The following is a 26,701-nucleotide window of genomic DNA, read 5'->3' as shown; positions in this document are numbered from 1 at the left end:
CGGTCCGATTCCCCTTTGTCAGAAAATGCCGGAATCATTGATCCGCTTGGCAATATGATTGGCGACCAGCACCAGCGCGAGTCCGATGATCCCTTTGATGACGTCCGCCGCCGCCGCAAGGCTCAGACTGAACTGTTCGATGCCGACCCGGTAGATATAGGTGTCGAGGATGTCCCCGACCTCGAATACCATCGGGTTGTACAGGTTGATGACTTGATCCAAGCCGGCGCTCATCAGGTAGCCGACCCGGAGGATGAAGATGACGACGATCGTGCTTGCGATCCCCGGCAGCGTCACGTGGATGATCCGGCGAAACCGCGACGCGCCGTCCACGATGGCCGCTTCGTATACCTCCGGGTTGAGCCCGGCGATGGCCGCGATGTAGATGATGGCCGCCCAGCCCATCTCCTTCAGGGCATCGGTCGCCACGAGGATGGTCCGGAAATACGCGGGCTCGACGAGCAGGTAAGCCGGCTTCCCGCCGAACAGCTCGATGACCTTGTTGATGATGCCGGTCTCGGGCGAGAGCAGGATAGTGATGATCCCGCCATACACGACCCAGGACACGAACCTCGGCAGGTATACCGCCGTCTGCAGCGTCTTCTTGAACCACTTGGCGCGGATCTCGTTCAGCGACAGCGCCAGCAGGATCGGGCAGATGAAGCCGCTTACCATCTTGTACAGGCTGATGATCAGCGTGTTGACGAAGGCGTTGCGGAACATCTCGGATTCGAACAGCATCCGGAAGTATTTCAGTCCCGCCCAGGCGCTGCCGGAGAAGCCTTGAATGACGTTGTAATCGGTGAACGCGATGCTGATGCCGTAGAGCGGCAGGTAATCGAACAGCACGACCCAAGCCAGGGCGGGAAGGAGCAAGGCATACAGCCATCTGAATCTCCATATCCGCTTGAACGTTTTTCCCTGCGCCAGCCTCCTCTCCTTGGCGATTTTCACAGTGGCCAATTCCATCTTTTCCTCCTCCGATCGTTTCTCTCTAGCCCCGCCTTTTTAGGAAGTAAGTGCTTACATTCGTAAGCTTACCGGATATCGGCGGCAGGCAAAACCGGAGCGAAGGACGATATTACCCGGTAAAAGTCGCATGGCGCCGCAGACCGGTAATCTCCCATTCTTGGCCGGGTTAGGCAATCGCGAGCGAGTGCCGGGACGACGGGCAAGCCGCCGGCTTGACGCTGCTGCGGGCTACGGTGCGGGCATGCCAAAAACAAGCGGACACCCGGTGCCAGAAGCTGCCGAATGCCCGCCGTTGCCGCGATGGTTATTTAAGCCCGTTTACGATTGCGACCGTTAATAAACGCCGGTTGCTTCGATGCGCGAAGCCTTCGAGCCTAATCGGCATGGCGCTTATTTTTTAGCCGCGAGGAAGGCGTCGATCTGCTTCTGCAGCTCGACCTGGATCTTCTTGGCGTTGCCTTCGGCTTCCTTCTTGAACTTCGCCCATGTCTCGTCGGGGTCGACGACGCCGTCGAACAAGGCGTTGTAATATTTGTCCTCGGTCGCATTGTAGAGCGATATTTCGTTCGTGACGGGAGTCGGGTCGAACGAGAAGCCGGTCAGGATGCTCGGGACCAAATTATCCGCGTCTTTGTTGAACTGGTAGTGCTTGATCGTCTCCTCGTCGAAGCCGGCGTTGAGACGGTCGAGCGTCGGATTCCAGACCCAGGCATACGGGAAATAGGAGTAGCCGTTCCCGATCTGCTTGTATTGATCGTCGCCGACCTTCTCGTAATTCTTGCCTTCGATGCCGTAGGCGAGCAGGTCGTAGTTGTCCTTCTGGGCCGTCCAGTTCAGGAACATCATGGCGCGCTCCTTGTTCTTGCTGACCTTCGGAATCGCTTGGAAATTCGCCTGCTTGAAGTTGGTGATGTTCTTGCCCTTCTCCATTTGGATGAAGGTAACGGCCTCGAGCTCGGCACCGGGAACGTTTTGCGCAAGAGCGGTGTTCAAGCTGGACGGTACGCCGAATTCGTTGTATACGGCTACGGCGACCTTGCCGGAATTGATGACGGAATCGACGTCCTTGATCGCGAGAATATCGGGATGAATGAGTCCGTCCGTATAGAGCTTTCTGGCATCCTCGATCCAGGACCAGATTTTTGGCTCCATCGTGTCAAACAGGTTGTAGACCTTGCCGTCGTTGTTCTTGTAATACAAGACGAGACTTTGTCCCAGCGCATCCGTTCTCAGATACTGCGGATCGTATTCCATGAACGCTCTGAACGCGCCCCAAGCGATATCCTTCGACCCGGATTGGCCGTAAGCCATCAGCGGAATGATGTCTTTCTCGTTCTCCTTCACTTTGTAAGCGAAGTTGATCAAATCCTCATAGCTCTTGATCGGCGGCACGCCGAGTTTTTCCCGGATATCCTTGCGGACCAGGTACGTTCTGCCTGCCAGATGGTTATTGCCCAATGGGAGCGCATAGATTTTGCCTTGGAACTTATTGGCATCCAGCATTTGCTGGGAACGGACGTTGATGGCGTCTTGGCCGTATTGGGCCAGCAAATCGTCCATCGGCTCGTAGTAGCCCGCGCTGATCATCTGGTCCATGTGCAGCCACGGCGCGTCGAAGATCAGATCGACGTTTTCGCCGGATGCGAGCATGACCTGCGTTTTCTGCGCCAAGTCGGAAAACGGCACGAATACGACGTCGAGCTTGACGTTGAGCGTATCCGCCATCCGCTTCTCGGCCTCCTGGATGACGAGATCCATGTCGGCCGGACGGTCGCCCGGCATGATGATTTTGAGCGTGACCGGATCCAGCTTGGCCGCCGCTTCCCCGCCTGACGTTTCCTCCGCCGGCGGAGCCGCATTGCCCTCGGCGCCGTTCGCCGCGTTCGCCGGTTCGTTCGCCTTGTTGTTGGAGCTGCAGCCGACCAGCACCGCCAGCAGCAGCATGACAGTCGTCGCAAACACTAACCCTCTTTTTCTCATTCTGTGACCTCCTAATGGATGTGGTTCTATTCTCAACCGGATGGTCTCCGGGTTAAGACTACCCTTTCAGCGCGCCGATTGTAATCCCCTTGACGAAAAAACGCTGAATGAACGGATACAAGAAAATAATAGGTCCGATCGTCAGGCAGACGGTCGCCAACTGCACGCCGTACGTAGGCAGCGGCTGGGTGTAGGTCGTCTGGCTGCCGCCGACGTAGGCGCTCATGTTGATGTTCGAGATCAACTGGCGAATCATCATCTGCAGCGGATGCAGCTTGTAATTGTCGATGAACAAGAGCGCCAGGAAAAAGTCGTTCCAATACTGCAGCGCGTAGAACAAGCCCACGGTCGCAATAACCGGCTTCGAGATCGGCAGGATGATCCGGAAGAAAATCTTCATGTCGTTGGCGCCGTCGACCGTCGCCGCCTCGTTGATCTCATATGGCAGCGTCCGGAAGAAGGACACCATGATGAAGGCGAAGAACGGGTTCAGCATATAGGGCAGAATAAGCGCCCATAGCGAGTCCTTCAGATGCAGCCAATTGGCGATGAGAATATAGAACCCGACCAGGCCCGCCCCGAAAATCATGGTGAAATAGGTCAAGAAGGACAGCACGTTGCGGTACTTTACTTTGGGATGGGCCAGCACGTAAGCGTACATCGCGGTGATGAGCACGGCCAGTACGGTGCCTGCCACGGTTACGGTCGTGGACACGAGATAGCTGCTTGCGATCTGCTTGCCGTGCAGGACGTATTGATAGGCGTTCAGGGACAATTCCTTCGGAATCAGCTGGTAGCCGTGCGTCTTGATGGCCGACTCCGCGGCGAACGAATTGATGAACACCAACCAGAACGGAATAAAGCAGGCCAGGGCGAACGCGCCGCAGAACGCGTAGATGAAGAGGACAAACGCCTTCTCGGACAAGGAGCGGTCGGTCCTGATCTTGATCGCTTTGCCGGAACGGACTTGTTGAATCGAGCTTTCCATGTGAGCACCTACCCGTTTTCTCAGAATAAACCGGAATCCTTGTCGATTTTCTTGGCGATCGCGTTGAAGATGACGATCGTGACGAGTCCCATGACCGACTGGTACATGATGACGGCGGACGATTTGCTGAAGTCGCCCAGCTGCCGGAGCGCCCGGTACGAATACGTATCGATGACGTCGGTCGTCGGATAGAGCGGTGCGGTGTCGCCCACGATGCCGTAAATCATGCCGAAGTCGCCGTAGAAAATCCGCCCGATCCCGAGCAAGGCCAATACGATCAACACGTTGCGGATCAAAGGAATCGTAATATGGATGATTTGCTGAAACCGGGTCGCTCCGTCGATTCGCGCGCTCTCGTAATAATCGCCCGATATGCCCGTGATCGCGGCCAGGAAGATGATGGAGTAGTAGCCCGCGAACTTCCAGACATAGATGATCGTCAGGATTGCCGGCCATATGCCGGGCTTCAGATACCAGTTCTGTCCGTCCAGGCCATTCGCGATCAGCGTCCGGTTCAGGATGCCCTCCGTCGTGTTGAGGAACGCGAACACCATCATGCTGACGACGAGCCAGGAGATGAAGTACGGCATGAATACGAACGATTGGGCGATTTTCTTGAAGAGCATGCTCCGGATCTCGTTCAGGAGGATCGCCAGCAGCAGCGCGAGGCCGAGGCCGCAGACGATAAACAGTCCGTTAAGGAAGATCGTATTGAACGTGACCTTGTACCAATCGCTGCTCATGAAGAAGAACTTGAAATTGTCGAACCCGACCCATTTGCTGCCCCAGATGCCGTCGGCGAGCCGATACTGCTTGAAGGCGATCAAATGTCCGGCCATCGGCACGTAGGCGAATACGATGAGAAACAAGAGGCCGGGCAAAGCCAGCGCGTATAAATATTTGTTCTTCGTGATCTCTCTGATCATGGACACTTGGGCGTTGGTCTCCTTTCCTGCCGTTCGCGGTATTCTTGTGCTACGACCAAGCTTAAGATTCGCGCGTCCGGTCTGTATAGTTCTAATAACGGAGATCGGCGCCGGAAGCCGCGCGCAGTCAAGGTTCTCGATCCGGCGGCCGGGTTCGCAATGCGGAAATCGGCCGGTAATACGGGTTTCCGTACAGGAAACCCGCCGAAATATCGGGTTTACAGTCCGGAGATGCGCCGCTCAGGCGTCCGATTACCGTCTTGACGGACCCCGGTAGACGAAAATGCGTCTGGTCACATCGGCCGACCGGAATCCTTCGCCTGACGAGGCCAAACCAAAAAAGGCCGTCCCCAAGGTCCGTTCGGACCTTGAAGACAGCCTCTTCCTTTCTTCCTGCCTATTCGCGATTATTTGTCCCGGTACTGGCTCGGCGTCATGCCCGTCGCCTTTTTGAACACCGTGAAAAAGTGGCTCTTCGTCTGGAACCCGGCCCGTTCCCCGATATCCGTCACCGTCCAATCGGTCGAGGCGAGCAGCTCCTTCACCTTGGCGATCCGCTCCTGCAGGATGTAATCCGACAGCGTCACGTCGAACGCTTCCTTGAACAGCTGGCGCGTATAGCGGGTCGACAGCGAGACATGCTCGGCGATTTCCTCGATCGTGAGCATCGCATCGTGCAGATGCGTCTTCACGTAATCGACGATCTCCGACACGATCTCGTCGCGGCGGCTCGCCCCTTTCTTGTTGCTTAGATCGTCGATGATGCCGAGCAGCTCGCCTTCCAGCCAGCCCCGGATGCCGCCGAGCGTATCGAAGGACTCCAGGATATGCTCGATGCCGTCCACGGATTCCACGGAGGGCAGCTTGTTGAAGGTCTTGAACAGCGTGTAGAGCATGAGCGAGAGCTGAAATTTACTTTGCGCGTAACGCATCGCCTGCATATGCACGAAGATTTGATCCAGAATCGCCGACACTTCCTCGCCCTTGCCCGTTCTGACCTTCATGATCAGCTCGTCCAGCAGGTTATCGTCGGCCAGCGGCTGCACGCTGCGCATGTAGGCCTCGAAATCGCGCTCGAGAAAAATCTTGTCTTCGCCGGAGACGAAGCGGAGCATCGTCAATTCCTGGATATGCTGGTACGTCGCGCGGATGTCCTCGCCGAATTCCAGTCGGCCGCTCACGGATACCGTCACCGGAACGTTGACCCATTGCCGGATCTGTTCCTTCACGTTCTCCAGCAGGCCGGTTACGAGATCGGGGGACGAAGCCGGGCAGGAGATCAATAGGGCGAGGTGGTCGCTGCCCAGATCCACGGCTTCCGCATGCCCGCTTGGGCGGATGATCTCCTCGGCGATGTTGCCCATCGCGTACTTCATCAATTTTCTGGACGCGAAGTCGTACTTGTCCTGGAACGCGCTGTAGGCGTTAATCCGAATCACGCTTAAGTAGAGCCCCTCGTAATCGAACAGGCCGGTATGCTCGCGGAGATATTTCTCGACCGGCGAGATCAGCTTGCCCTGCAGGATCCACTGCCGCAGGTATTCCATCTTGATGACGTTCCGGTGCTCGCGCATGGAAGCGTCGAGCCGAACCATCCGGTCCTCCAGCATCTCGATGCCGTACCGGATGACGCGATGCTCGTCCAGCGGGCCTTCGCTGTGCCCGCTCTTGAGCGCCCCCCCGAATTTCGTCTGCAATTGATCGGCCAGCAAGGAAAACGGCTTATAGGTTCGCCGGGAGTTCCAGAAGAGGATCGCGAGCAGCAGCACGACCATGCCGGCGATGAAGACCATCATCTTCGTCAGGAACGCATGGAAGTCCGCGCGAATGCCTTCGAGCTTCGCCATCTGGAACATCGTCCAGCCCTGCGGCTCGATGAGCGCGTACTGCACCGACCACGATTCCTTGTCGTAATCGATCGTGTAGTTCCCGGAGTCCGCTTGGGCCGCCGCCTTGGCAGCCAGCTCCGCATAAGGCACCGACGCGTCGGGCGACCCGAGCATCACGTTGCCGTCGTTGTCGAGGATGAACGACGTGAAGCCAGCGTTCGCGTTGCCCTTCAGCAAATATTGCTTCATCAACTCGTCGTTCAGCAGCAGAACCAGGTACCCGTAGGACGGCTGTCCGGAAGGCACCATCGGGATCATGAGCGCCAGCTGCCGCCCGTCGCCCGACGGGTGGACGAAGAAGCGTTGATAGGATGGCTGCGGCTGCTTCGCCAACGCCAGCATATCCTGGTCCGCGAACGCTCCGAACGCGAAGAGGCCCGACTTCAGGTCGATGACATGCGCCGTCCGCATGTTGATCAAGTAGGCGTCCGCCAGATACGGCTCGGTCGTCATGTATTTGGTTCCCGCGGCCAGCGCCTCGACTTGGGCTTCCTGCGTCTCCGAATCGGCCGATATCCAGGCTTGGATGCTCTTATCCGCGTACATGGTGAAGCCGTATCCGATCAGTTTATTGAAAATAAAGGCCGCGTTGTCCCGCGAATGCGTGATCTCCGCTTCGTTCACGGTGTCGATCTGTTTCATCGCGTAACGGGAGAACTGGTTCGCCATAAGGAAGACGAACGGCACGGAGACCAGCATAAACAGCAAGGTCAGTCCGAGGAATATCCGGATATGCAGCTGTCTGGGGAGATAGCGGTTGAACGCTGCGGCCGATCGCAGCCGTCGCATGATGGGATGTTGCATGCGGATCCGAGCCTCCTGTTTATCGTGGTAGCCGTTCTGAATGCGGGGGGGTTATTGTTATGAACATATATATGTTCGTTTACAACATTATTATAGAGGCAATTAACATTTCAATCCAGCTGTTTGATATAAATAAGCGATGACGGATCGTTTCCCTAGAAGCGCTTTCATTTCCAGGCCAGCCTGTCATGTTCATTTTTACATGCCGGATCAAGAAAGGGAAGACCGTTTTCCGCCGCTGCCTCCATTCATTAATACGATGAATGATTAAGTATGGCAAAAATAGCCGACATCGCCTCATGAAGGCGATATCGGCCATTTCCTTGCCTGTGGGCGGCGATCAAAAAATCGCCATTAACGCGTTGACCGCGCGCTCGGCGTCGACTTCCACGCCAACCTGCACGGGCTGGCCGACAGCCGGCCGGTTCCGCAGATCCGCCACCGTCATGCCGATGCAGTGCCGGCCCTCGCATTCGACCGACAGCCGCATCGATTCCGTCGCGACGAGTCCCGGCTCGATCGCGGCCAGCACCGTCAGCGGATCATGCAGCGGCGCGCAGGCCTCGAAGCCGTTGGACTGGCGGTAAAACTCGAAATAATACTGCATCGACCGGTTGATGAAATCGGCGACGGCGCGATTCTCCGGCTTGCAGGTCCGCTGCAGCCGATCCAGGTCGGATTGATGCAAGAGGGTGCGCATCGTCACGTCCAAGCCGATCAACGTAATCGCCATCCCCGATTGCATGACGGCCTCGGCAGCCTCGGGATCGCCCCAAATGTTGGCTTCGGCCACCTGCGTGACATTGCCCGGCACGCGGACCGCTCCGCCCATGACATAGAGATGCTTGACCTTGGACGGGAGGTCCGGATCCTTCCGCAGCGCCTGCGCGACGTTGGTCAATCTCCCCAACGAGACGATGACGAGCTCGCCGCCGAGCTCGTCGGCCGTGCGCACGATGAAGTCATCGGCGGGCTCCTCGACCGCGGCTTGCGAGGACGCGGGCAGCTCCACGTCCCCGATGCCGTTCTTGCCGTGCACGTGCGTCGCGAACTCCACGCCGCGCGCAAGCGGCCGCGATGCGCCCTGGCTCACGGGAATCGCGTTCTCGAAGCCGGCCAGCTTCAGCAGCCGCAGCGTATTGTCCGTGGCCATCTCCACGGGAATGTTGCCGAACACGGTCGTAATCCCCGCGAGATCGGCTTTGCCCGATTTCAATGCGGCTAAAATCGCCAGCGCGTCATCGATCCCGGTATCGGCGTCGATGATCATTTTCGAATGGTTCACTTCTTTCATCCTCCTTCGATTTGGACAACCGTTCCGCACACGCAAAAAAATCCCGATCACAAAAAGAAAAGCCCTTTTTGTAATCAGGATTTTACGGTTCCTGGTAGAGACCCTCAAACCCTATTATTGAGGTTATACGTATGGGTAAGAATGCTTTTACTATAATAGTTGCGCGCCAAAGAGTCAATCCTTCCGGGCGCGCGTCGGCCCGTTACCGGTGCCGGGTTGCCGGCGGAATCCGATCGCTTGGCGCAAGCGCCTGATTGCCGGTGGAATGCGGGCGTTGAAGGCGAGCACCAGGTTATCGGTGCAAGCACCAGGTTATCGGCGCAGAGCACCGGGCTATCGGCGCAAATTCCAGCTGTCGGCGGCGTACTTCTCCTTGGCGAGCCGGTCGGCCAGCTCCGTCTCGTAAGCGGTGAGTCCGCTTGGCGCGAGCTCTACGCCAAGCCCCTCCGCGAAGCCCGCGCGGAATACCTGCTCCAGCCGCGCGATCGTAACGGGCGCTCTCTCCTTCTTGCGGAGGCAGGCGTTGATCGCCACGGCTTTGCGCTCGAACACCCGCTTCATGCGTTCCTTCTCTTCCGGCCCGGCGAAGCGAAGCACCTCGAACAGCTGATCCGCATCCAGCTCGAGCAGGATCGAGCCATGCTGCAGGATAACCCCTTTGGCGCGCATTTGCGCGCTGCCGGCGATCTTGCGGCCCTCGACGACCAGCTCGTATTTCGACGGCGCGTCGAAGCAGGCCGCGGACGCCGCGCGTCTGGCGGCGCCGGCAATATCCGCGTGGCTGGACGGTAAATCCGTCAGCGGGGACGGCGTCAAGAATTCCGCTTGGCGGACCGCCGGATTCATCGGCGACGACGGCACCTCGGAACCGGCCGCATCCGCCGCCTCGTCCAATCCCGTCATCTTCGCATCCAGTCCCAATTCGCGAAAGCCGATCAGCAGCCCCATGCTCAGCACGCGGTAAGCTTCCGCCACGCTTGCCGGAATGCCCGGATAATCCTCCGAGACGACGATGCTGTACGTCAATTCCCGGTCATGCAGCACGGCGCGCCCGCCGGTCGCCCGCCGGACGAAGCCGAGCCCGCGTTCGCGCAAGGCCTCCATGTCCACTTCCTTGTCCGCCTGCTGGAAATACCCGATCGACAGCGTCGCCGGATTCCAGCCGTAGAACCGTACCGTCGGCGGCACGAGGCCTTCCCGATGAGCGGTCAGCATCGCTTCGTCGATCGCCATGTTCTCCGCCGGGGACCGATTGCCCGTATGCACGAATCTCCACATGGCGTTACATCCCGAGCGCGAGCAGATCCGCGCTCAGCATCGATTCGCCGATGATTTCCGATAACGTCGGATGCGGGTGAATCATGCGGCCGACCTCCATCGAGGTCGCCTGCACGACCTGCGCCAGCGCGGCCTCGCCGATCAAATCGGTCACGTGCGGGCCGATCATATGAACGCCGAGAATCGCGCCCGTCCCCTTATCCGCGACCACCTTGACGAAGCCGTCGGACTCCCCGAATACGAGCGCTTTGCCGATTGCTTTGAAGGAGAATTTCCCTACCTTCGTCTCATAACCGCCGTCGATGGCAGCCTGCTCCGTCAGTCCGACGCTGGCGATCTCGGGCCGGCTGTAAATGCACTTCGGCACGGATGCGGCATCGGGCGCGTGCGCGTCCAAGCCGCAAATACGCTCCACCGCCACCACGCCCTCGTGGCTCGCGACATGGGCAAGCTGCAAACCGCCGACCACGTCGCCGATCGCATAGACATGCGGGTCGTTCGTCCGCATGGAAGCATCGACGGCAATGAAGCCCCGCTCGACGACGGCCGCCGTCCGTTCCAGGCCGAAGCCTTCGACATTGGCCGCCCGGCCGACCGATACGAGCATCCGCTCGGCCGTGAGCATCTCCGTTTTGCCGCCGCGCTCGATCTGTACCGATACCCCGCCGCCGTCGGCCGCGATGCCCGCTGCCAGCAGCTTGGCCCCGGTCAGCGATTTCACGCGCCGCTTCGCGAACAGCCTTCCTAGCTCGCGGGATACATCGGCGTCCTCGGTCGGCACAAGGCGGTCCGCCGCTTCGATAATCGCGACCTGCACGCCGAAGTCGCTGAGCATGGACGCCCATTCGACCCCGATCACGCCGCCCCCCACGATGAGGATCGAAGCGGGGAGCTCCGTCATGGCAAGGGCATCGTCGCTCGTCATGATGCGCTCGTGGGCGGGCAGGCCGGGAATCCGCCGCGGCCGCGAGCCCGTTGCAACGATCAGATCGGTATAGCCGATCCGCACGACGTTGTCGCTGCCCGCGTCTTCGCCTTCCTTCTCCTCGCCGTGCACCTCGATGACGCCGTTATAACCAGCGCGTTCGGCGCATTCGACGATCGCGCCCGTTCCTGCGTAGACGTCGATCCGGTTCTTCTTCATCAGGAATTGCACGCCGACCTCGAGCTGCTTCACGATCGCGTCCTTGCGCGACTGCACGCCGCGGAAATCGACCGCGACGTCCGCCGCGCGAATGCCGAAGCTTTCGCTGCGCTTCATCGTTTCGAACAGCTCCGCGCTGCGCAGCAGCGTTTTGCTCGGAATGCAGCCTCGGTGCAGGCAGGTGCCGCCAAGCTTATCCTTCTCGACGAGCGCGACCCGCTTGCCGAGCTGGGCGGCGCGAATCGCGGCCACGTAGCCGCCCGGACCGCCGCCCAGGATGACGATATCGTAGTTGTTCATGAGACGGGACCCCTTCCTTGTTTGCTATAAGGACGATGACGGCCTGGCCGCCTTGATCTGCTCGGTCAGCTTGCGTCCGGTCGGCGTCTGCGCCAACCCGCCGAGCGCGGTCTCGCGGTGCTCGCCCGGCATTCGGGAACCGACCTCGAGCATGACGCCGATGACCTCGTCCGTCGGAATGACGCTTCTTACGCCGGCAAGGCCCATATCCGCCGCCGCCAGCGCATTCACGGCGCCCAGGCCGTTACGGACAATGCAGGGCACTTCGACGAGCCCGGCGACGGGATCGCAGATCAAGCCGAGCGTATTCTTGAGCGCCAAGCCGACCGCATGCACCGCTTGCTCGGGACTGCCGCCGCGAAGCTCGACCAGCGCGCCCGCCGCCATGCCGATCGCGGAGCCGACCTCCGCTTGGCATCCGCCCTCCGCGCCGGAGATGAACGAATTGTTGGCGATCACGTAGCCGATCGCGCCCGCGGCGAACAACCCCCGCACGAGCCGGTCGTCGTCCCAGCCGAACCGCTCCTGCGAGCTGACGAATACCCCCGGTATAATGCCGCACGAGCCGGCGGTCGGGGTAGCCACGATGCGCCCCATCGAGGCGTTGATCTCGGATACGGCCAGCGCGTACGCCATGGCTTTGCCCGCCCAATCTCCGACGGACGGCTCCTCGAGCGCGGCGTACTCGCTCATCTTGCGGCCATCGCCGCCGACGAGCCCGCTCCGCGAGGACAATTTGCTTTCGAGTCCCTTGCGCACCGCGTCCTTCATGACTTGGTAATAGCTCGCCATTTGCCCGAAGACGGCCTCCGGCGATTCGCCCGATTCCTTCGCCTGTTCGGCAAGCATCAGCTCGCCGATCGTCAGCGATTCCTCCGCGCAAATCGCCGATAACTCCTTCAACGTACGGAAACGCATCGCAACCGCCCCTTTAGTTCAAATCGATGATCGAGACCGAGCCGACGTGAGGCAAGCCGGCAATCGCCTCGCGCAATTGCCGGTCGGGCTTCCGGTCGCATTCGACGACCGTCAACGCCGCGCCGCTTCTCGCTTTGCGGTCCACGTGCATGAAGCCGATATTCATGCCGGCCGTGCCGAGCGCTCCCGTAATGGAGGCCAGCACGCCGACCTCGTCGTCGTGCGCGACGACGAGCGTCGGATAATAGCCGGTGCAGCCCGCGTCGAAGCCGTTGATCTTATGAATCTCGATATTGCCGCCGCCGATCGAGGCGCCGCGCACTTCGATGGTCTTGCCTCCGCGGGTCGCCGTAATCTCGGCGTAATTGGGGTGAGGCGTCATCCCCGTTCCCCGCCGCAACTGAACCTGCATGCCCGCAGCTTCCGCCTCCGCGAAAGCGCCCGGAATTCGCGCGTCGTCCGTGGCGAAATCAAGCAGTCCGCCGATCAGCGCCAAGTCCGTGCCGTGGCCGGCATACGTCTCCGCGAAGGACCCGTGCAGCATGACGATCGCCTGCTCCGGCACGTCGCCGAGCAGCTGCCGGGCGACGCGTCCGATGCGCGCCGCGCCGGCGGTGTGCGAGCTGGAGGGACCGACCATGACCGGTCCGATAATCGAGAACACGTCCTTGAACCGCATCGTCATCCCCGCCCCCGTTCGCTCGTTTCTAAGAAGTGAACGCCTCGTATTGCTCGGCGCTCAGCAGCCCCTTGACCGTGTCCGCGGCATCTCCGTCCACTTGGACCTCGACGATCCAGCCTTCCCCGTACGGATCGGAATTCACCAGCTCCGGCGCGTCCAGCAGCGCCTCGTTGACCCGCGTCACTTTTCCCGTGACCGGACTGAACAGGTCGGAGACCGTTTTGACCGACTCGATCGAGCCCATCGGCTGATTCGCTTCAAGGTCGGCGCCGACCTCGGGAAACTCGACGAAGACGATATCGCCCAGTTGGATCTGCGCGAAATCGGTAATGCCGACCTTGATCAAGCCGCTCCCGCCGGCCTCCGCCCACTCATGCTCCTCCGAATACCCAAGTCCCGCTTTGATTACGCTCATCTTCAGCATCCTCCCGTTAACGTTTCGTTTGATGTCGTGCGTTGTTATTGTAAAGGCAGCGAAACCTCCGCCGGTTTCCGTCCGCAGCGCAAAAAAGGACAGAGAATCGGCGTGCTGCCGAATTCCCTGTCCTTGGTACCTGAGAGTTTAAGCGGTCGCAGGACCGCGTTACCCCTTTGGTGGCTTTCGCTCTCTCCAGAGTCGCGTCGAATGGCGGTTCCTGTTACCTGAGAGATTAATCAGCCGGCTGGCTGGCCGCTGACTTGCTCCTTCGGTGCCCGGCGAACTTGCTTCCTTGCCCTTCGCCCGGGTCTCTCCCGACCATCGTCATCCGCTTATTTACTTTGACATGCTTAGCTTACCGGAGAGGACAAGTCCATGTCAATATAGCTAACAATTAATGACCTAAAATACCCAATTGTCGTTGACACTTTCTCCCGCGGTCGTGTATAAGTAGACTATGATAACCGAATACGCGGATGATGGTAACGGGAGAGATCGCCCTATAAGCTATGCGGGCGGCGCCGAAGGAGTAAACCTGACACGGGTGAATCTCTCAGGCAAAAGGACCTTTGCCGGACGCACCTCTGGAGAGAACGTGCGGGAAGCCTGAATGCTTCCGCGCCGTCACCCAAGGGGAAACCTGGACGCGCAAGCCGTGTCCGGGGCAACTCTCAGGTACAAAGGACAGAGCAAAGAGAAGACGCGAGCGGCAAATGATGCTGCTTCGTTAGCCTTTTTGCTGCTGTTCTTTTTTGCGTTTTCGCTGTGATCGCTAACCCGAGGAGGTCTATTGCATGACGAACGAACTGAAGAGAACGCCGCTCTACCCGCTCTACGCCGATTATCCCGGAGCGCGCTGCATCGACTTCGGCGGCTGGGAGCTTCCCGTCCAATTCTCCGGCATTCAGAAGGAGCATGACGCCGTTCGCCAACAAGCCGGCCTGTTCGATGTCTCCCACATGGGAGAATTCCTGGTCACCGGACGATACTCCGAGGCCTTCCTGCAGCAATTGACGACCAACGACGTAACCAAGCTGCGCGACGGGCAGGCGCAATACACGCTGATGTGCTACCCGGACGGAGGCGTCGTCGACGATCTGCTCGTGTACCGGATCACGGCCGATCACTACATGGTCGTCGTGAACGCGTCCAACATCGACAAGGATTTCGAATGGATGCGCGAGCATCTGATCGGCGACGTCACGCTCGAAAACCGATCCGACGCGCTTGCCCTGCTCGCGCTGCAAGGTCCGCAGGCGGCCGCTGTCTTGGCCGCGGCCGCGGACGGGTTCGATTGCGCGGCGCTGGCGCCGTTTCATTTCGCGACGGGCGTCTCCGTCGGCGGCGTCAAGGCGCTCGTCTCCCGAACCGGATACACCGGCGAAGACGGCTTCGAAATCTACGCGCCGGCCGAAGACGCGCAGCAGGCATGGAAAGCGCTGTTCGCGGCTGGCGAGGCGCACGGACTCGCGCCGGCCGGACTCGGCGCGCGCGACACGCTGCGGTTCGAAGCCCGGCTGCCGCTCTACGGCCAGGAGCTGTCGAAGGACATCTCGCCGCTCGAAGCCGGCCTCGGCTTCTTCGTCAAGCTCGGCAAGGACGGCTTCATCGGCCGCGAGGCACTGCTCGCGCAGAAGGCGGCAGGCGTGCCGCGCAAGCTCGTCGGCATCGAGATGATCGACCGCGGCATCCCGCGCAGCCATTATCCCGTGTACGCGAACGACAAACAAATCGGCGAAGTCACGACCGGCACCCAATCCCCGACGCTGAAACGCAACCTCGGCCTCGCTTTGATCGAAGCCGAATACGCCGAGCTCGGCACCGGGCTTTGGGTCGAGATTCGCGGCAAGCGCTTGAAGGCCGAAGTCGTGAAAGCCCCGTTCTACAAAAGACTACCGAAGGAGTGAACCGCTTGACGAACCTGCACCGCTACATCCCGATGACCGAGCAAGACCAAGCCGACATGCTGGCGACGGTCGGCGTCCAGTCGACGGAGGACCTCTTCCGCGATATTCCCGAGGCGATCCGCTACCGCGGCGTGCTGCCGATGTCCGCCTCGCTCGACGAATTCTCGCTGCTCGCCCACATGAAGGAGCTCGCCGGGCGCAACGCCGATACCGACAGCTACGCCAGCTTCCTCGGCGCGGGCATTTACGACCACCACGTTCCCGTCGTCATTAATCATATGATCTCGCGTTCGGAGTTTTACACCGCCTATACGCCCTATCAGCCGGAGATCAGCCAAGGCGAACTGCAGGCGATCTTCGAATTCCAATCCTATATTTGCGAATTGACCGGCATGGCCGTGGCGAACGCGAGCATGTACGACGGCGTGACCGCCTTGTCGGAGGCCGGCGCGCTGGCGGCCGGCGCGACCAAGCGCAGCCGAATCGTCATCTCCCGCACCGTCCATCCGGAAGCCCGCGAGACGGTCCGCACGATGGCCCGCGGCCTCAACCTCGAGATCGTCGAAGTCGGCCATGCGAACGGCGTAACCGACCTCGCCGAATTGCAAGCCGCGGTGACGGCCGAGACGGCGGCGGTCCTCGTGCAATCGCCGAATTTCTTCGGCTGCCTGGAGGATCTGTCCGCGATCGAGCCGATCATTCACGGCGTGAAAGGCTTGTTCGTCGTCAGCGCCAACCCGATCTCGCTCGGCCTGCTCGAAGCGCCCGGGAAGCTCGGCGCCGACATCGTCGTCGGCGATGCGCAGCCGCTCGGCATCTCGCAATCGCTCGGCGGACCGACCTGCGGCTTCTTCGCGGTCGCCGAACCGCTGATGCGGCGGATGCCCGGCCGGATCGTCGGGCAAACGACCGACATCGACGGCAAGCGCGGCTTCGTGCTCACGCTGCAGGCGCGGGAGCAGCATATCCGCCGCGAGAAGGCGACCTCCAACATTTGCTCGAACCAAGCGCTGCTCGCGCTCTGCGCCTCGATTTATCTGTCCACGATGGGCAAGCAGGGGCTGCAGGACGTCGCGAACCTGAACCTGCAAAAAGCGCATTACGCCTCCGCGCGGCTCGCCGAACAGCCCGGCATCGCGCTGGCGTTCCCGGCTCCGTTCTTCAATGAATTCGTTATCCGGCTGCCGGAAGGCACGTCCGTGAAGGAACTGAACCTGAAGCTGCTCGAGGCCGGCGTGCTCGGCGGCTACGACCTTGGGCTGGCTTATCCCGAGCTGGCGGGCCATATGCTCGTCGCCGTTACCGAGAAGCGCACCCGCGCGGAAATCGAAAGCTTCGCAAGCAGACTGGGGGAACTGGCATGACCAAGACGACGGATACTATCAACGATTCCTTGCTGCCCGCATCCGCGAAACCGGAAAAAGCGCTTATTTTCGAGCTGAGCAAGCCAGGCCGCGTCGCTTACTCGCTGCCGGCCTGCGACGTTCCGGAAGCTTCGCCGGAGGCGTATATTCCCGCTTCGATGCTGCGGACGATTCCCGCGCAGCTGCCCGAAGTGTACGAGGTCGACGTGATCCGCCATTACACCGAGCTGTCCCGCCGCAACTTCGGCGTCGACAACGGCTTCTACCCGCTAGGGTCGTGCACGATGAAATACAATCCGAAAATCAACGAGGATACGGCGCGCTTCGGCGGCTTCGCCAAAATCCATCCTTATCAGCCCGAAGAAAGCCTGCAGGGCGCGCTTGAGCTGCTCTACACGTTGCAGAACGATCTGGCCGCGCTGACCGGCATGGACCAAGTGACGCTGCAGCCGGCCGCCGGCGCCCACGGCGAGTGGACGGGACTAATGATGATCCGGGCGTATCACGAAAGCCGCGGAGACAAACGGACCAAGGTCATCGTCCCGGATTCCTCGCATGGCACGAATCCGGCGAGCGCCACCGTAGCCGGGTTCGAGACGATCACCATCAAGTCCAACGCGCGCGGCATGGTCGATCTGGACGCGCTGCGCGCGGCCGTCGGCAGCGACACCGCCGCGCTCATGCTCACCAATCCGAGCACGCTCGGGTTGTTCGAGGAACAGATCGTGGAGATCGCCCGGATCGTCCACGATGCCGGGGGCCTGCTCTATTACGACGGCGCCAACTCCAATGCCATCATGGGCATCACCCGTCCCGGCGACATGGGCTTCGACGTCGTGCACTTGAACCTGCACAAGACGATGAGCACGCCGCACGGCGGCGGCGGCCCTGGCGCCGGTCCCGTCGGCGTCAAGAGCAAGCTCATTCCGTACCTGCCGAAGCCGATCGTCGGCCGCCGCGAGGACGGCACGTACTTCTTCGACTACGACCGTCCCGAATCCATCGGCCGGGTCAAAGCCTACTACGGCAATTTCGGCATCCTGGTCCGCGCTTATACGTACATCCGTACCTACGGTCCGGAGGGCCTGCGCCACGTATCCGAATGCGCCGTGCTGAACGCCAATTACATGATGCACCGGCTGGCATCCCATTACGAGATTCCGTATCCCGGCGTATGCAAGCATGAATTCGTCATGTCCGGCCGCGGCCTGAAGCAGTACGGCGTCCGCACGCTCGACGTCGCCAAGCGACTGCTCGACTTCGGCTACCATCCGCCGACCATCTACTTCCCGCTGAACGTCGAGGAATGCATCATGATCGAACCGACCGAGACGGAAAGCAAAGAAACGCTCGACGGCTTCATCGATACGATGATCCGAATCGCCGAAGAAGCCCGGACGACGCCGGAGCTCGTCATCAACGCCCCTTACGGCACCGTCGTACGCCGGCTGGACGAGACGACGGCGGCGCGCAAGCCGGTATTGAACTGCGCCTGCAGCTAACGATGCCGATGTCGTCCGGCGTTTTCCGGCGATCGCAGTCGAACGCGATTTAGAATGTAACGGTGGTTGCTAGACGATTGCCGGACGGATGTTCGGGCCCCCTTCGGAGGTCTACTATAGAGGCAGCAGCTTATAGCGGCAGGCTTGGACGGCATTACGGCGTCCGAGACTGCCGCTTTTTGCCGTCCATTCCCGCTGCCGCGGCGGCGCCGCTCGATGACTCCCAGCACCGGCGCGGGGCTATGCTCGATGACTCCCAGCACCGGCGCGGGGCTATGCTCGATAACTCCCAGCACCGGCGCGGGGCTATGTTGGAAGCTTGCTTCCGCATCCGCTCATGACATATAACAAAGTTGCAATATTGTTATCACGATTATGTTCTGCTATAGTAAAGAAAAACGACCGGAAGGCGGAGGAAAGCATGGCGAACGATCTGTCCTTGAACAAGGAGCAAATACTCGATGCCGCGGAGCAGGTACTGAAGCGCTACGGACCGGACAAAACGTCCGTCGTGGACGTGGCGCGGGCGCTTCAGGTGAGCCACGGCACGCTTTATCGCCACTTTGCGAGCAAAGCCGCGCTGCGCGAAGCGGTGACGGAGCGCTGGCTGCGGCGGAGTATCGCCGAGCCGCTGGCCGAGGCGACCGGGCTCCGTCAAGGCGGCGGCGCGGCCGAACGGCTCCGCTCGTGGCTCGATACGCTGATCGCCTCCAAACGGACGCATGCGGCTGAAGATCCCGAGCTGTTCGCGATGTATGCGAGCGTCACCTTGGAAGCTTCCGAAATGATCGATACGCATATCGACGGCCTGATTCTGCAGATGGCTGCCATCATCGAGGAAGGCATAGCCGCCGGCGAGCTGAAGCCCGGCCTTCCCGAATCGATCGCCCGGGCGATCTTCATCGCCACCTCGAGGTTCCATCATCCCTCGCACGCGCGGGAATGGAACGCGGAGCGGACCGATCGGGATTTCGATTCCGTATGGGAGCTGATCTGGACCGGGCTTGCGTTATCTTCTCATTAAAAGACTTGCATGACCTGTCATGGTTTCACGCATGCATGCAGACATATATGCCCCCATGGGCGCGAACTTGCGAATCCTCCCGATGCGAATCGGAAGGATTTTTGCCGTTATACGGGCGGAATTCGCCTGTTCCAATTTTAAATGACAAATAATAATATCTGTCACTTGATATTTGATCGTCGTTTGTATATAATCAAATCATCGAAGAAAGGGGATGTTAACCATGACGCAACCCGGCCTTTCAGCCATTCTCGTCATGGAAGCTTCCCCCGCGGCCGAGAGCCCGGCGATCCGGACTGCTGCTATGGGTTAGCAGCTCGACCGTTCACGTTTGCGGCAATAATCCAATTATCGATGAGGAGGAACAAACAATGAACGAGCAATTAACGGGAAAAGTCGCGCTGGTGACCGGCGCATCGAGAGGGCTCGGGAAGGACATGGCGGAGCTGCTGGCGCTGCACGGCGCGAAGGTCGTCGTCAATTATGCGAGCAGCCCGGAGAAAGCGGAGCAGGTCGTGAGCGGAATCAAACAGCGCGGAGGGGAAGCGCTCGCGATTCAAGCCGATGTCAGCAGCGTATCGGAGGTCGAGCGGCTGTTCCGGGAGACGATCGAGGCCTACGGACGGATCGACATCCTGCTCAACAACGCCGGCATCATGATCACGAAGCCGCTCGCGGCCATCACGGAGGAAGACTTCGACAGAACGTTCGCGATCAATGCGAAAGGAACCTTCTTCGCGATCCAACAGGCGGCGAAGCATATGGGCCAGGGCGGACGAATCATCAATTTCTCGACCTCGGTCGTCGGCCAGATGTTTCCGACCTACAGCGCGTACGTCGGAGCCAAGGCCGCCGTGGAGCAGTTCGGCCGCCAGTTGGCTAAGGAGCTGGGTCCGCAGGGTATCTCGATCAACACCGTGGCGCCGGGACCGATCAACACCGAGCTGTTCACGGCCGGCAAAACGCAGGAGGAAATCACGCGCGTCGGCAGCATGAACTCCTTCGGCCGCCTCGCCGAGACCGAGGATATCTCGAAAGTCGTGCTCTTCCTGGCCGGCCCGGACTCCGGATGGATCTCGGGGCAGACGATCCGCGTCAATGGCGGGTTCATCTGATCGCGGACGACCGCAGCCGTTCCTTCGTTCTTTCGCCGGATGACTTTTACGGCTGCGCATGCATGCCTCTGCGGACTTTCGAGTTTACGCAAAAAAAGCCGCGATTTACGCGGCCATTCATGACATCCTATTCGTTTCATCCGGCATTTCGTTTATGCCGTTAAAACGTGTTGTATACATTTTCGCATTCTTGCCCGGTCGGTTCATAAAAACAGTGCTTCTTCCATCGTCCTGCGAACGGCTGATCATACCACGTCGGCGGACAGGGTCCCGGATTATCGAACGACCCCGGACGGAAATACCAAAGGGAGAATTTGGCCGGCCAATTCCGTTCCCCGTTCACGGCCCGTTGCGCCAGGCGGCGTTCCCTCTCTCTTGCGCCCTGATAGTACAATCCATGCTGCAGCGCTTCGAACGCATGCGCCTGGTTGATCATTTGAGGAATCGTCCGGAGTCCTTTAAAATCGGAGCAGTTCGCTCTTATTCGGTTAATGCCGACATTTCCGACGAGGAGCATGCCCATCTCGCCTTCGGTCTCCGCTTCGGCCCGAAGCAACCTTGCCAACATATCGATATCCTGTTTCCTGGCTTTTACGACTCCCATTGGCTCACCTCTTTAGATTTCTAGACTCATCATATTGTAGGTGAAGCGCATATGTTACTCCGCGCTGCGTTATCGCCGTACGGCAGCCGCCCGGCCTTCGCGAACGAAACGGGCGGCGGCTGCCAGTTGTTCCGGATGCACGTCTTCAAGCGTGACGAAGCCGCGCGGCTTGTGACGCTCGAGCAATTGCCAGAACAACGGATAATTCAAATCGCCGACTCCGGCCGCCGTACCCGTAACCTCCCCGTTCTCCCCCAGCTTCAAGTCCTTCGCATGCGCGCTCACGATACGCGGCCCGAGCAGGCGGAAAGCTTCTCGGATCACCTCGTCCTGATCGCGAAGCGTACCTGCATGCAGCAAATTGCAAGGATCCAGCACGACGCCGAGGCAGGAGGAAGGGAATCGTTCCAACGTCGCTGCCAGCGCATCCGCCGAGGCGATCAAATGTCCTTGCGCCGCTTCCAATCCGATCGTGACTCCCCACCGCTCCGCTTCCTCCACCAATTCCTCCAATGCGCGGTTCAGCCGTTCCTCATATGCGTCATGGCGGGCAGCATCTTGAGGCACGCCTACCTCGGTCGCCACGATCGGCGCGCCGAAATGCCGCGCATGCCGCAAATGCTCCTTGAACCGGTCGACATTATGCCGGAACCGATCGTCGTCCAGCTCGATCAAGCTGGCGTAGCACCCCAGAACCGCAATGCCGACGCGATGCTCCGCGAAGGTGCCGCCTATCTCGTCGGCTAGTCCCGGGCTCAAGCGGCCGAGCGAGAAATCCACGTCCGAGATTGCCTTGGACAGCGCAAGCTGCACGTAATCCATGCCTTGTTCCGCTGCCTTCCCCGCCAATTGTCGATACGGCAACGTCCCCAGCAGATGGGCCAGCAGGCCAACCGTCATGCGAACTCCCCCTTAAATTGTAGTCGTCTCCATTCTTGTTCGAATCAGAGCCTTCATTCTCCTGCTGCCGGCGCTGCGGATCGACAATCCGAGCCTGCGGCGAAGGCGGCGCGGAGCTCCCGCCTGCCAGTCGATGCATAATCCAAAATGAATGGAGAGATGATAACCGCATTGCCAATAATCGCCATTCATTGCTTATTCATGTCGTTAACGTTCTCTTGGAGGTGGAATGCCGTGTCGGCTGCGCAACATTCAAGTTCTGGCAATACCGCTCCCGAACAAGCCATCCATGATCCGATTAGCGAATCCTTGGCGGAGAACGAACGCCTTATCGGCGGTTATTTCGCCCATTGCTATGATATTGTCTTTCGGCGTACGCATATTTTCGGACAAATCCCTATTTTATTGGTTTATTTGGACGGCCTGGTGGATACCAAAACCTTGGATGCCGTATTGCTGAAGCCATGGATGCTGGAAGCTCCCCGTCCCGGATTGGGCGAGTTGAACGCAGCGGAACTGATGTTGGAGCAACGGCTGGTCTCCATCGCGAAAACCAAAACGGCGGAGACCATGGACGAGGTCGTGCAAAGCATTTTGTCCGGCAATGTCGTGATCCTCTCGGACGGCTCCGCGCAAGCCGTGACCGCGGAATTGAACGGCTTCGAGCAGCGGGCCGTCGAAGAGCCCTCGAGCGAGACGACCGTTCGCGGGCCGAAAGAGGGCTTTACGGAATGCCTCAACGTGAACACCGGCATGCTTCGAAGAAAGCTCCACAGTCCCAAACTAAAAATGGAGTCCATGACCATCGGGCGTCTCTCCAAAACCACGATCGTGATCGCTTATATCGAAGGGATCGTCCAAGCCTCGGTGCTGGAAGAAGTGCGCAGGCGCATCTCGCAAATCGAGATCGATACGGTGCTGGACGGGGCTTTCGTCGAGGAATTTATCGAGGATCATCCGTTCACGTTTTTCCCGCAAGTCCAGAATACCGAACGCCCGGATATCGTGGCTTCATGCCTTGCGGAAAGGAAAGTCGCGCTGTTCATCGACGGCACGCCTTTCGTGCTGATCGTCCCGTGCACGTTTTGGAACGCGTTTCAATCCGCCGACGATTATTACGAGCGATTCATGTACGCGACCGTCATTCGCTGGCTGCGGATGATCCTGATCACCACTTCGCTCTATTTGCCCTCTATCTACGTGGCAATCTCCACGTTTCATCCGCAATTGCTGCCGACGAATTTCTTGATCAGCATCACCTCCGCCCGGGAAGGCGTCCCCTTTCCGGCCGTCATCGAGGCCTTGTTGATCGAATTTCTATTCGAGGGCCTGCGCGAAGCCGGGCTGCGCATGCCGCGGCCGAACGGTTCGGCGATCAGCATCGTCGGGGCGCTCGTGATCGGACAAGCCGCCGTCCAGGCAGGGATCATCTCGGCTCCGATCGTCATCGTCGTATCGCTGACGGGAATCGCTTCGCTCATCACCCCGAGATACAGCATGGGAATGGCGTTTCGGCTGCTCCGTTTTCCGATGCTCGTGTGTTCGGGCATGTTCGGCTTGTACGGGGTGACGATGGCATCGTTGTTCCTGCTCATCCACCTGACGAATCTGGAGTCGTTCGGCGTCCCCTACTTGAGCCCGATCGCGCCATTGACAAGAAGCGAGCTCAAGGACGTCTTGATCCGCGCGCCATGGTGGAAGATGCATACGCTGCCGCTGTCGGGTTCCGCCAGACGCCATGTACGCATTCCCAAAGGGCAACAACCTGGCGGGAGCCAAGGAGACGAAGCGTCATGAACCATCGCCCGGCGGTTGTTGTTGCATGGATACTCTGCATCGCGTTGATTACGGGCTGCTGGGACCGCACGGAAATTTCGGATCGCGTATTCGACCTTGCCGCATCGGCCGATCTGAAGGAGAACGGAACGTATTTGATCGCGGGGCAGTTCATTAACCCTTCCCGAATGGAAGAGAGCCCGAAAGGCGGCTCCGGCGGCAGCAGGTCTTATTTTATTGAAACGGGCAGCGGCCAATCCGGGCTGGAAGCCATCCAAAAGATGCGGCAAAAGCTTTCCAGGGTCATCACCCGCGGTCATCGGCGCAATTATTACATCGGGGAGAGCCTGGCGAAGAACGGAATCAAGGATATGCTGGATGCATTTAGCCGGGATCCGGGCAATCGCATCCGGCTGGACATGTGGGTGGTCAAAGGGGGGACCGGCCTGCAAGCGCTGGAAGTGCCCTACCCGCTGGAGAAGATCCCCGCCGTCGCGCCGTTCAAAATACATAAAGCGGTCGGAGGGGCTACGGGCACGACCTATCTCGACTATTTGATGGCGTCCAGCTCCGAAGGCGAAAGCCCCACTTTGCCCGTCGTCGACATCGTAAAGGGCGACTCCCCGCAAAAAACGATCCGATTTTACGGGCGCGCTATTTTCAACCGCGATTATCGGTTAGTCGGGTATTTGAATTTCGTCGAAGGCGCTTATCGGCAGTGGATACTCAATAAGATCTCTTACCTCGACTTAGCGGAGGAGGTCCCCGGAGCAGGCGGGAGCGTTGGCGTGGTGATCTCGAGATTCGGCGGCAAGGTTAAGAGCAGCGTAACGCCGGATCATAAAGTGAAGATGAGGATCGAGCTGAGCGGACTCGGGCAGATCGTCGAGAACCATACCAGCCTGGACTTCCGGGATCTGAAAAATTTGACGCTGGCGCAGGACGCCGTCAACAAAAAGACAAGCGAGCACGTGTCCGCGATGATCGATAAGGTTCAAAAACAATACGGCACGGATGTCTTCGGTTTCATTCAGACCTTGAATCGGCAGCATCCAAGCGAATGGAAACGATTAAAAGGACAGTGGGATCATATCTTTCCGGGTATAGAAGTCACGGTGAACGTAAACGTGAATTTGAAATACTTCGGCCTGGTCGGCCCGCCGCTTCAATTTAGGGAAAGCGAGATAAAATAATGAAAATCTCCGGCTATCAACTATTTTGGCTGATTTTCACGATGGCTTTCGGGATGACGGCACTGTTCACCATCTCCCTGCCCATCGCCGTTGCCAAGCAAGACGCCTGGCTGTCCACGATCTTGGCAGCCCTGATCAGCTTGTTCACGACCTTCGTTGCCGTCAGGCTGAGCCTTCTCTACCCGGGCCAAACCTTTATCCAATACAGTCAGGTCATTCTCGGAAAATGGCTGGGAAAAATCATGCTCGTGTCCTATCTTGCGACCTGGGTTTCCTTGACCGGAATCATCTTAAGGGAATATGCGGATTTCGTTTACTTGGCCTTGTTCACTTCGACGCCATTATGGATCGTGATTCTCGTCATGCTGGGCGCCAGCGTCTATGTCACCTGCTCCGGAGGCTTGCGAGGCATCGGACGCTGCGGCGAGATTATCGGTCCGATCAGCGTCGTCGGCAGCCTGCTCATCATTATTTTCAGCGTGAACGATTGGAATTGGCTGCGATTGCTGCCGGTATACGCGAACACGGGCTTGGTGCCCATCGCGAAAGGAAGCTTGCTCCCCGCTTCCTTCCTCGGAGAATCCTTCATCGTGGTCATGTTGATCGCGTTCATGTCCAAGCCCCAGCGCGCGCAGATCTCCGCCTTGCTCGGGGTCGCGGCCGCTTCGGCCGCCGTGTTGGCCATGACCTTGATCGTGGTCATGACCTTCGGTCCGAATATACCCGCCCGTTTGATTTACCCGCTTTATTCGGCCGTCACGTACATCTCGGTCATGGAATTCATCCAAAACATCGACGTGCTGGCCGTCTTGCTTTGGATCGTCGCGATCTTCATTAAGCTCTCCCTGTATTTGTTCGTTACCAGCTACGGCAGCGCGCAATTTTTTGGCGTTAAGCGGTGGAAATCCACGATTTGGTTCATCGCGCCCATGGTTTTCGTCATTTCGCTGCTGCCGCGAAACTTCGACATTGAGATGATCTACACGAAATTTTGGCTGGCGGTGATCTATCCGATCAGTCTCGTGGGCATTCCGTTGCTATTGTGGACGGTCGGTTCGCTGCGCAAAAGAGCCCTTTCGCATTAGCCTAACCGCAAAAACTCATCAATTGCTCCATAGCTCCCTATAGCCGTTGTTATGATCGTTTCTCGACGAATCGCAGCAGCCAATCCGCTTGGGGAGTCGCATATCCTTTGCCTAGAACCATCACGCCGGAAAGGATCGTAAGGTAGCCGGCGATTAATTCCTCCGGATCTCCGTCCGCGACCTCCCCTTTTTGCTGTCCTTCCTCGAATAAAGGCCGCAACCGTTTAACGTAGGCCTCGATCGGATAGTTCTGAATCAGTTGGCTGACTTCCTCGGGAACCTCTTCGAAATTCCGTGCCCGATGGAGCAGCATAAAATACGGCGCCCCGCTCTCGTCCAGCATGCTCTGGGTCAGCAGTTTGATCTTTTCGATCGGCGATCCCGCCAACCGGCTCAAATTATCGATTTCCAACATCGAGGTTTCGACCGCTTCCCGGACGAGGGAGACGAACAGCTCTTCCTTCGTTTTGAAATAATGGTAGAACAGTCCGTGGCTCACGCCCGCTTCCGCGGTTATCATGCTGATCTTCGTACCGGGAAGGCCGCGCTGGGCAAAAATTTTGACCGCGGCCAACGTAATCTGCCGTTTGCGTTCTTCGTAAATTTTTTGAAGCTGCTCTTCCTTTAAACGCGGCATG

22 protein-coding genes and 4 riboswitches are annotated in these 26,701 nt (G+C 59.1%); of the genes, 8 read left to right on the top strand and 14 right to left on the bottom strand.

Features of this window, described 5'->3' with window-relative positions:
• Positions 1-18: 18 nt before the first annotated feature.
• The 11 genes from AC50YL_RS24295 to gcvH form a co-directional block, all read right to left on the bottom strand.
• Positions 19-969, bottom strand: coding sequence for an ABC transporter permease (locus AC50YL_RS24295; RefSeq protein ID WP_494835368.1), 951 nt, complete (start codon positions 967-969; stop codon positions 19-21).
• A gap of 393 nt (positions 970-1,362) precedes the next feature.
• Positions 1,363-2,952 carry an extracellular solute-binding protein gene (locus tag AC50YL_RS24290; protein WP_494835366.1) on the bottom strand — a complete coding sequence of 530 codons (1,590 nt, stop codon included), beginning with the start codon at positions 2,950-2,952 and terminating at the stop codon, positions 1,363-1,365.
• Positions 2,953-3,010: 58 nt separating this feature from the next.
• Positions 3,011-3,940 carry a carbohydrate ABC transporter permease gene (locus AC50YL_RS24285; RefSeq protein ID WP_494835365.1) on the bottom strand — a complete coding sequence of 310 codons (930 nt, stop codon included), beginning with the start codon at positions 3,938-3,940 and terminating at the stop codon, positions 3,011-3,013.
• A gap of 20 nt (positions 3,941-3,960) precedes the next feature.
• The gene (locus AC50YL_RS24280; RefSeq protein WP_494836006.1) at positions 3,961-4,866 is read right to left on the bottom strand and encodes an ABC transporter permease; all 906 of its coding nucleotides are present in this window, start codon (positions 4,864-4,866) and stop codon (positions 3,961-3,963) included.
• 407 nt (positions 4,867-5,273) lie between these two features.
• Entirely contained in the window at positions 5,274-7,559 is a 2,286-nt protein-coding gene (locus AC50YL_RS24275) for a helix-turn-helix domain-containing protein (protein WP_494835364.1), read from the bottom strand.
• Between the two features lie 340 nt (positions 7,560-7,899).
• Positions 7,900-8,844 (bottom strand): nucleoside hydrolase, encoded by a 945-nt coding sequence (locus AC50YL_RS24270; RefSeq protein WP_494835362.1) that lies wholly within the window; start codon positions 8,842-8,844, stop codon positions 7,900-7,902.
• Positions 8,845-8,904: 60 nt separating this feature from the next.
• Positions 8,905-9,004, bottom strand: a riboswitch (purine riboswitch).
• Between the two features lie 182 nt (positions 9,005-9,186).
• Positions 9,187-10,131, bottom strand: a complete 945-nt coding sequence (locus AC50YL_RS24265; RefSeq protein WP_494835361.1) for a lipoate--protein ligase family protein — start codon at positions 10,129-10,131, stop codon at positions 9,187-9,189.
• Between the two features lie 4 nt (positions 10,132-10,135).
• Complete coding sequence (gene lpdA, locus AC50YL_RS24260; RefSeq protein WP_494835360.1) at positions 10,136-11,575, bottom strand: dihydrolipoyl dehydrogenase; 1,440 nt, start codon at positions 11,573-11,575, stop codon at positions 10,136-10,138.
• Between the two features lie 24 nt (positions 11,576-11,599).
• Positions 11,600-12,493, bottom strand: a complete 894-nt coding sequence (gene sdaAA, locus AC50YL_RS24255) for an L-serine ammonia-lyase, iron-sulfur-dependent, subunit alpha (RefSeq protein ID WP_494835359.1) — start codon at positions 12,491-12,493, stop codon at positions 11,600-11,602.
• Positions 12,494-12,506: 13 nt separating this feature from the next.
• A complete protein-coding gene (gene sdaAB / locus AC50YL_RS24250; RefSeq protein WP_494835357.1) occupies positions 12,507-13,178 on the bottom strand; it encodes an L-serine ammonia-lyase, iron-sulfur-dependent subunit beta in 672 nt (223 codons plus the stop codon).
• Positions 13,179-13,200: 22 nt separating this feature from the next.
• Positions 13,201-13,590, bottom strand: a complete 390-nt coding sequence (gcvH, locus tag AC50YL_RS24245) for a glycine cleavage system protein GcvH (RefSeq protein WP_494835356.1) — start codon at positions 13,588-13,590, stop codon at positions 13,201-13,203.
• Between the two features lie 204 nt (positions 13,591-13,794).
• Positions 13,795-13,920: riboswitch (glycine riboswitch) on the bottom strand.
• 149 nt (positions 13,921-14,069) lie between these two features.
• Positions 14,070-14,172, top strand: a riboswitch (glycine riboswitch).
• Between the two features lie 3 nt (positions 14,173-14,175).
• A riboswitch (glycine riboswitch) is annotated at positions 14,176-14,283 on the top strand.
• 104 nt (positions 14,284-14,387) lie between these two features.
• Between gcvH and gcvT the strand changes: the two genes are divergently transcribed.
• From gcvT to AC50YL_RS24220, 5 genes are all read left to right on the top strand, one after another.
• On the top strand, positions 14,388-15,500 hold the full coding sequence (gene gcvT / locus AC50YL_RS24240) for a glycine cleavage system aminomethyltransferase GcvT (protein ID WP_494835355.1): 1,113 nt from the start codon (positions 14,388-14,390) through the stop codon (positions 15,498-15,500).
• Positions 15,501-15,505: 5 nt separating this feature from the next.
• Positions 15,506-16,864: an aminomethyl-transferring glycine dehydrogenase subunit GcvPA gene (gene gcvPA / locus AC50YL_RS24235; RefSeq protein ID WP_494835353.1), complete on the top strand. Its 1,359-nt coding sequence runs from the start codon at positions 15,506-15,508 to the stop codon at positions 16,862-16,864.
• The gene (gene gcvPB, locus AC50YL_RS24230) at positions 16,861-18,366 is read left to right on the top strand and encodes an aminomethyl-transferring glycine dehydrogenase subunit GcvPB (RefSeq protein ID WP_494835352.1); all 1,506 of its coding nucleotides are present in this window, start codon (positions 16,861-16,863) and stop codon (positions 18,364-18,366) included. Before gcvPA ends, gcvPB begins: the two co-directional genes overlap by 4 nt.
• 421 nt (positions 18,367-18,787) lie before the next feature.
• Positions 18,788-19,390 (top strand): TetR/AcrR family transcriptional regulator, encoded by a 603-nt coding sequence (locus AC50YL_RS24225; protein ID WP_494835351.1) that lies wholly within the window; start codon positions 18,788-18,790, stop codon positions 19,388-19,390.
• Between the two features lie 371 nt (positions 19,391-19,761).
• A complete protein-coding gene (locus AC50YL_RS24220; protein WP_494835350.1) occupies positions 19,762-20,505 on the top strand; it encodes an SDR family oxidoreductase in 744 nt (247 codons plus the stop codon).
• Between the two features lie 160 nt (positions 20,506-20,665).
• Here the strand turns inward: AC50YL_RS24220 and AC50YL_RS24215 are convergent, their stop codons facing one another.
• The gene (locus AC50YL_RS24215) at positions 20,666-21,109 is read right to left on the bottom strand and encodes a cell wall hydrolase (RefSeq protein WP_494835349.1); all 444 of its coding nucleotides are present in this window, start codon (positions 21,107-21,109) and stop codon (positions 20,666-20,668) included.
• Between the two features lie 69 nt (positions 21,110-21,178).
• Positions 21,179-22,009, bottom strand: a complete 831-nt coding sequence (locus tag AC50YL_RS24210; RefSeq protein WP_494835348.1) for a sugar phosphate isomerase/epimerase family protein — start codon at positions 22,007-22,009, stop codon at positions 21,179-21,181.
• A 234-nt stretch (positions 22,010-22,243) separates the two neighbouring features.
• Between AC50YL_RS24210 and AC50YL_RS24205 the strand changes: the two genes are divergently transcribed.
• Genes AC50YL_RS24205 through AC50YL_RS24195 form a run of 3 tightly spaced genes read left to right on the top strand, consistent with a single transcriptional unit; the run spans position 22,244 to position 26,063 of the window.
• Entirely contained in the window at positions 22,244-23,806 is a 1,563-nt protein-coding gene (locus AC50YL_RS24205; RefSeq protein WP_494835346.1) for a spore germination protein, read from the top strand.
• Positions 23,803-24,978 (top strand): Ger(x)C family spore germination protein, encoded by a 1,176-nt coding sequence (locus AC50YL_RS24200; protein WP_494835344.1) that lies wholly within the window; start codon positions 23,803-23,805, stop codon positions 24,976-24,978. Before AC50YL_RS24205 ends, AC50YL_RS24200 begins: the two co-directional genes overlap by 4 nt.
• The gene (locus AC50YL_RS24195) at positions 24,978-26,063 is read left to right on the top strand and encodes a GerAB/ArcD/ProY family transporter (RefSeq protein WP_494835343.1); all 1,086 of its coding nucleotides are present in this window, start codon (positions 24,978-24,980) and stop codon (positions 26,061-26,063) included. The genes AC50YL_RS24200 and AC50YL_RS24195 overlap by 1 nt, the downstream gene beginning before the upstream one ends.
• 49 nt (positions 26,064-26,112) lie before the next feature.
• On the opposite strand, the gene AC50YL_RS24190 is transcribed toward AC50YL_RS24195, so the two are convergent.
• On the bottom strand, positions 26,113-26,700 hold the full coding sequence (locus tag AC50YL_RS24190; protein WP_494835341.1) for a TetR/AcrR family transcriptional regulator: 588 nt from the start codon (positions 26,698-26,700) through the stop codon (positions 26,113-26,115).
• Position 26,701: the final 1 nt, after the last annotated feature.

It is taken from the genome of Paenibacillus sp. J22P277 (assembly GCF_059383675.1).
The sequence above is the reverse complement of the archived record's forward strand: the minus strand, read 5'-3'. Positions and strand labels throughout refer to the sequence as shown.